This is a genomic window from Muribaculum sp. (assembly GCF_029051885.1).
Taxonomy (GTDB): domain Bacteria; phylum Bacteroidota; class Bacteroidia; order Bacteroidales; family Muribaculaceae; genus Muribaculum.
On sequence record NZ_JAIDKI010000069.1, the window covers coordinates 1 to 6,634 of the forward strand.

Here is a 6,634-nt window from a genome sequence, read left to right on the forward strand (position 1 = left end):
AAAAATGTAGTGATAATGCCCGGCTGTCTTATGATGGCTGCCGGAGGCATATCAATCGACGACGGCGCCATGATTGCAGCCAATGTTCAGTTCATATCAAACAACCACGACCTTTACGAACGCCATATCATAACATGCAAACCGGTGAAGATAGGCAAGAATGCATGGATTGGAGCAGGCGCGACAATCCTGCCGGGCGTCACTGTCGGCGAAAATGCTGTAGTCGGAGCCGGAAGCATCGTGACACGGAATGTCGAGGCCGACACCATAGTTGCCGGAAATCCGGCTAAATTCATAAAACGCATACCGCAACCTATGGGATGCGCGGCAATTCCTGATTCCGACGAAGAGCCGCAACAGCTTGGCCTTGACAGCTGCGGCGACTGACCTCACGGGCACAACAGCCGGATACCTCATCGCCGCTCCACATCCCGACAGGGTGTAACACACCAGTCATTTTCGCTGTAAATAACTGGTCGAATTTATTTTACTCCCAGTGAAATTTTATCCTATTAATTGCTTAACTTTGCAAGCAATGAAACCAATCACTCATACATTTCTGATTGCTGCTGTTGCATTGGCCACAGCAGGATGCATACGCAAAGAGCCGCTCAACGCTGAATGTGATATAATAGCGGCAACACTCCCTGGAGACGTAATGTCGCAAAACGCTGCGATACGCAACTCCGAAGTGACTCTTTTTGTAAAAAAAGGGACCGATAAGAGCGCCCTGGCACCTGAATTCATACTAACCGAAGGAGCCACAATCGACCCGCCAAGCGGCACCGCGCGCAATTTTGACGTGCCACAGCAATATACCGTGACCGCCGAAGATAGAATATGGCAAAAAACGTATACAGTGTGGGTCAACGAACCGGGAATCACGCTCTCCTATGATTTCGAGCATGTAAGGCAACAACAGTCCAGCCGATACAGTTACGACATTTTCTACGAGGTAGGGCCCGACGGCAACGAAAGTTTCTCCTGGGCAAGCGGCAACTCCGGATATGCTATGACCGGACAAGGCTCTGACGACCCGGCATCATTCCCTACCTACCAGTCAGACAATGGCATTGACGGCAAATGTGCAGCCATGACCACACGCATTACCGGACTGTTCGGCAATCTCCGCAATTCTCCCCTCGCCGCAGGAAGCCTCTTCATCGGAGAGTTCAAAGTGAATCTTTCCAATACATTGCTTTCAACACGCTTCGGCCGACCCTTCGACCGCAAGCCCGTGCGCCTGTCCGGCTATTACAAGTATACCCCCGGCGAAACTTATTACAAACTGAACGAATCTCTGTCAAACAAACTTGAAGCTGTTCCTGGCAAGATTGATGAATTCAACATATACGGAGTAATGTTCGAACGCACGCCCGATGTGGAGTACCTCAACGGAACCAACGTACAGACATCGCCCAACGTTGTGGCACTTGCCCGGTTCAACGATGGAGAACGAATCCCCTCAGACACATGGCGTACTTTCTCGCTCCCGTTTGTCTACTTTAAAGAACTCGACATGCAGAAACTCGAGAATGGACAGTACTCCATATCAATTGTAATGTCGTCAAGCATCGACGGAGACCTTTTCTCAGGCGCTCCCGGAAGCACACTTATGGTCGACCAAGTTGTATTAACCTGCGAAGAATAAGACGTTTGTTTAAAAATGAAACTGAAAATAACCGCAATAATCATAGCCGCACTGGCCATAATCGCTCCACTTCAGGCAAATGCTCAGAAAGAGACAACACCTGCGCTCGAATGGTCAATACTCCACGGACTGGAATACGAAATTTACGCCGGAGCAAACATCGGCGGCACAGCACCCCTGCCTCTACCGTCGGAAATCAGGAAAATCAACGGCTACAATCCGATGCTCAACCTCGCAATCGGCGGCAACGTCACAAAATGGATTGACACAGCACCACAGTGGGGATTCTCGGTAGGCATATGCCTTGAAAACAAAGGCATGGATACCAAATCTACGGTAAAGAACTACGGAATGGAAATCATACAGGACGGCTCGCGTATAGCCGGCCACTGGACAGGACGCGTAGACACAAAATATCAGGCGTCGCTGATTACATTCCCCGTGCTTGCCCGCTGGCGTCCGACATCTCAGTGGAATTTCCACCTCGGCCCCTACATCGGTGTAAGTCTCAATCATGAATTCTCCGGGGTTGTACATGACGGATATCTCAGAGAGGGAGACCCTACCGGAGAGAAAGTGGAATTCGAAGGCGAAGCCAGCGCCCCGTACGAATTCAACAGCGACCTGCGCACATTCCAGTACGGACTTCAGGGAGGAGTATCCTGGCGTGCATTCAAGCACCTTGCCCTGCGAGCCAACCTCAGCTGGGGATTCAACAACATCTTCAAAAGCTCATTCAAGACTGTAAACTTCCCCCTCTACCCCATCTATGCCAATCTTGGCTTCAACTACATATTCTGACGCCATATAGCCAAAGACCCGGCACACTGATTAACTTCGAATCCTCCAACCACAAACAATCATTACACATATGACGGACTTCTCTGATATGACCGCCCGTGAAGCAGAAGGCCTTATTGACTTTCTCAACGCATCACCCTGCAACTTCTGGGCTGTCGACACCATCCGACGCATCCTATCCGACAACGGATATACCGAGCTCGACATGACCGACTCATGGCGCGGAAAGCTCAAGCCTGAAGGACGCTACTTTGTAGTCAAAAACAGTTCGGCAATCTTCGCGTTCAGAATAGGCGACGGAACTCCCTCAAGCAGCTTCCGTATAATCTCCGCCCACAGCGACTCACCCGGCTTCCGCATCAAGCCTGCTCCGGAAATGAAATGCGACGGAGGTGTGGTGAAACTCAACACCGAAGTCTACGGAGGCCCCATTCTGTATACATGGTTCGACCGTCCTCTATCGATAGCCGGACGCGTGATGCTGCGCGGTATCGACCCGCTCCATCCCGTCACCCGTCTGGTACGATTCGATGACCCGATGCTGACAATACCTCATCTCGCCATCCACTTCAACCGCTCGGTCAACGAAGGCAATCCACTGTCGAAGCAGAAAGACATGCTCCCGGTGATAGGTATTATCGACCGTCAGGCTAATGCCTCAGGTATGGTACTACGCATGGTTGCCGACAGACTATCAGTCGACCCGGAACAGATACTCGACTGCGACCTTTCGCTCTACGACACCACACCGGCACAACGATGGGGTTCAGACGGCGAATTCATCTCCTCCGGACGACTCGACGACCTGTCGATGGCCTATGCGGCCATGCGAGCCATGCTGCTCGCCACCGACACCATCCAACCCAAGCCGACAGTAAGGGTAATGGCAATCTTCGACAACGAAGAGACAGGCTCAGGCACCAAACAGGGAGCGGCATCCCCAATCCTGCATACTATCATGATGCGCATAGTCGAAGCCTTCGGAGGCACATTCGAGGACTTCTCGCGAGCTGTGGCAGAATCATTCATGATTTCGGCCGACAATGCCCATGCCGTACACCCCAACTACGTCGAGAAACATGACCCGACCAACCATCCTGTGGTAGGTGGCGGACCCGTAATCAAAATCAATGCAAACTGCAAATACATGACCGACGCCGACTCGGCGGCCGTGTTCCGCGCCATATGCGAGCAGGCCGACGTGCCATACCAGTATTTCGTCAACCACAGCGACGTAGCCGGAGGCTCAACCCTCGGCAACATCCTGACATCCAAGATTGACCTCAGAGGTGTGGATATGGGCGCTGCAATATGGGCCATGCATTCTGTGCGCGAGACAGCTTCCGCTGCCGACAACGCCCGCATAATCCGCGCGTTCACCCATTTCTTCACATGCTGACATACATATGCCTACGCTACTGTAAGCCCAAAGCATGTATAAAGCATACACAGTTACATACTTCCGGGAACTACCATAGTTGCTCAAAAACAGCATCTGCGATAAACGAGTCAGAGCGTCATATGAATGACGCTCTGACTGTTTTTTTACTCTCATTATATCCACATGGAGCCGCCTTATCTGACCTCTCCGGCGAGAGCCTGCCAGAGAGTATCGTCGGGCACAGGGGCTGTAATATCAATCACGTTGCCGCTCACGGGATGTACAAAGCGGATATGATGACTCTGGAGCGAAATACTGCCGTCGGGATTGGAACGCTTGTCGCCATATTTCAAATCACCCTTGATAGGGCATCCGATTGAAGAGAGCTGCACACGTATCTGATGCTTGCGTCCGGTCAGCAACCTGACTTCAAGCAGATGATATCGCTCCGACGATGCTATATGCCGATATTTGAGCACAGCCTTCTGAGCGCCCTCTTTAGGCTGGAGCGACGCATACGATTTATTGTTGCGCTCTACCGAGGTGATATAGTGGACGAGCGTTCCCTCCGGCTCGGGTGGCATATTGCGTGTGATGGCCCAGTAGGTCTTCTCCACGTCGCCTTTGCGGAAGAGCTCGTTCATGCGCGCGAGAGCCTTGGATGTCTTGGCAAACACCACCAGACCGCCTACAGGGCGGTCAAGACGATGCACCACACCGCAGAACACATTGCCGGGCTTGTCATACTTCTCCTTAAGCCAGCGCTTAAGAGTCTCGACAAGAGGTTCGTCGCCGGTCTTGTCGCCCTGCACTATTTCGCCGGGAGCCTTGTTGACCACAAGCAGATGATTATCCTCGTAGACTACTTCCATTTAAACATACTGAATTAAATAAAGCAAGTCATTATATGACCTACTTTAAAGCGGAGACGCATCCAATACACATGTTGGGCGCGTCTCCGCTGAATATTATTGATTACTCTAGAGTGTTATCAGTCGACACCGAGATCCTTCTTGATAGCCTCGATTTTAGCTTCGGCTTCTTCGATGGCTTTGCCATAGTCTTCAGGCTTCTCCATCTTTCCGCGCACTTCAACGTAGAACTTAATCTTGGGCTCTGTGCCGGAAGGACGTACGCTGACTTTTGTACCGTCGGCAGTAAAGTACTGGAGCACGTTGGAAGTAACAGGCATGTCCATCTTGGATACGTTGCCGGTGGTCACGTCGGTGAGGTTGAGGTCGGCGTAATCCTTGATAGTGACAATCGGGCTGCCGGCAAGCTGCTTGGGAGGATTGGCACGGAAATTCTTCATGATTGCGATAATCTCTTCAGCACCGGTCTTGCCTTTACGCACCAGAGAGATACCGGCCTCACGTGAGAATCCGTAAGTCATATAGATATCCTTCAGCATCTGGAGGAAATTCATATTCTTTGTCTTGGCCCATGCGAGTGCCTCAGCCATAAGGGAGATGGCGCTCACTGCATCCTTGTCGCGACAGAAGTCCTCGGCAAGGAATCCGTAGCTCTCCTCGCCACCGCCGAGATAGCGGCCTACGCCCTCGTTCTCACGGATAACAGCAGCAATCCACTTGAAGCCGGTATAGCAGTCATACATCTTGAAGCCATTCTTGTCGGCGATTGACTTGATGGTCTCGGTGGTAACGATAGTCTTTACAATGTACTCATTGCCAGTAATGCGGCCAAGCTCCTTATTACGGGTCATGATGTAATTGAGGAGAATCATCACAATCTGATTGCCGTTGATCAGTACGTACTCGCCATTGTCGTCGCGGAGCACACATCCGATACGGTCGGCATCGGGGTCGGAAGCGAGAATCAAATCAGCATCAACTTCCTTAGCCTTGGCGATAGCCATAGCCATTGCCGAGGGAACTTCGGGGTTGGGCGAAGCTACTGTGGGGAAATCGCCGGATGTTACATCCTGCTCAGGCACGTTGATGATATTGGTAAAGCCATAGTTGCGCAGCGAGTCGGGGATGAGCTTCACACCGGTGCCGTGGATAGGAGTGTACACAATCTTGAGATCGTGGAACTGCTTTACAGCATCGGGGCTGAGCTGAAGGCCCTTGATGGCAGCCAGGAACTTCTGGTCCATCTCATCGCCGATGATAGTGATAAGCTCGGGATTGCCCTTGAACTTGATTTCACCGATACCGCTGATACGGTTTACATACTCGATTACATTCACGTCGTGGGGAGCGATAAACTGTGCGCCGTCGCTCCAATATGCCTTGTAACCGTTGTATTCCTTGGGGTTGTGGGAAGCGGTAATATTGACACCGCTCTGACAGCCGAGCTCACGGATAGCATACGACAGCTCGGGAGTGGGACGGAAACTATCGAAGAGATAGACCTTGATGCCGTTGGCCGAGAAGATGTCGGCAACAATTTCGGCAAACTTGCGCGAGTTGTTACGCACATCGTGGCCCACGACTACAGATATCTGTGGCTCATCCTTGAATGCGACCTTAAGATAGTTGGCAAGACCCTGTGTGGCAGCGCCTACCGTATAGATGTTCATACGGTTTGTGCCGGCACCCATGATACCGCGCAGACCGCCGGTACCGAATTCGAGGTCACGATAGAAACTGTCGATAAGTTCGGTTTTGTCATCGGCGTCCAGCATACGACGCACCTCGGCACGAGTTTCTTCATCGTAACCGTCGGCGAGCCAGCTCTGGGCTTTTTCGGTCACCATCTTGATGAGGTTTTCATTTTCCATATCTTGAAATTTTTTGGTATTAAGGTATTTGGACAAATCTGTTAAGAGAGGTTTTCAC

At 51.5% G+C, this 6,634-nt stretch carries 6 protein-coding genes; 4 read left to right on the top strand and 2 right to left on the bottom strand.

Going from position 1 to position 6,634, the window contains the following annotated elements:
* The 4 genes from K2I50_RS02915 to K2I50_RS02930 all read left to right on the top strand — a co-directional run.
* A partial coding sequence (locus K2I50_RS02915; protein WP_301024751.1) for an acyltransferase occupies positions 1–387 on the top strand: 387 nt, incomplete at its 5' end.
* Positions 388–535: 148 nt separating this feature from the next.
* Positions 536–1,651, top strand: a complete 1,116-nt coding sequence (locus K2I50_RS02920) for a PCMD domain-containing protein (protein WP_301024752.1) — start codon at positions 536–538, stop codon at positions 1,649–1,651.
* 15 nt (positions 1,652–1,666) lie between these two features.
* Positions 1,667–2,452 carry a porin family protein gene (locus K2I50_RS02925; RefSeq protein WP_301024753.1) on the top strand — a complete coding sequence of 262 codons (786 nt, stop codon included), beginning with the start codon at positions 1,667–1,669 and terminating at the stop codon, positions 2,450–2,452.
* A 70-nt stretch (positions 2,453–2,522) separates the two neighbouring features.
* Positions 2,523–3,851: a M18 family aminopeptidase gene (locus K2I50_RS02930; protein WP_301024754.1), complete on the top strand. Its 1,329-nt coding sequence runs from the start codon at positions 2,523–2,525 to the stop codon at positions 3,849–3,851.
* A gap of 176 nt (positions 3,852–4,027) precedes the next feature.
* Here the strand turns inward: K2I50_RS02930 and K2I50_RS02935 are convergent, their stop codons facing one another.
* Both K2I50_RS02935 and K2I50_RS02940 read right to left on the bottom strand, forming a co-directional pair.
* Positions 4,028–4,705 carry an RluA family pseudouridine synthase gene (locus K2I50_RS02935; protein WP_301024755.1) on the bottom strand — a complete coding sequence of 226 codons (678 nt, stop codon included), beginning with the start codon at positions 4,703–4,705 and terminating at the stop codon, positions 4,028–4,030.
* A 119-nt stretch (positions 4,706–4,824) separates the two neighbouring features.
* Positions 4,825–6,576: a phospho-sugar mutase gene (locus K2I50_RS02940; RefSeq protein ID WP_301024756.1), complete on the bottom strand. Its 1,752-nt coding sequence runs from the start codon at positions 6,574–6,576 to the stop codon at positions 4,825–4,827.
* Positions 6,577–6,634: the final 58 nt, after the last annotated feature.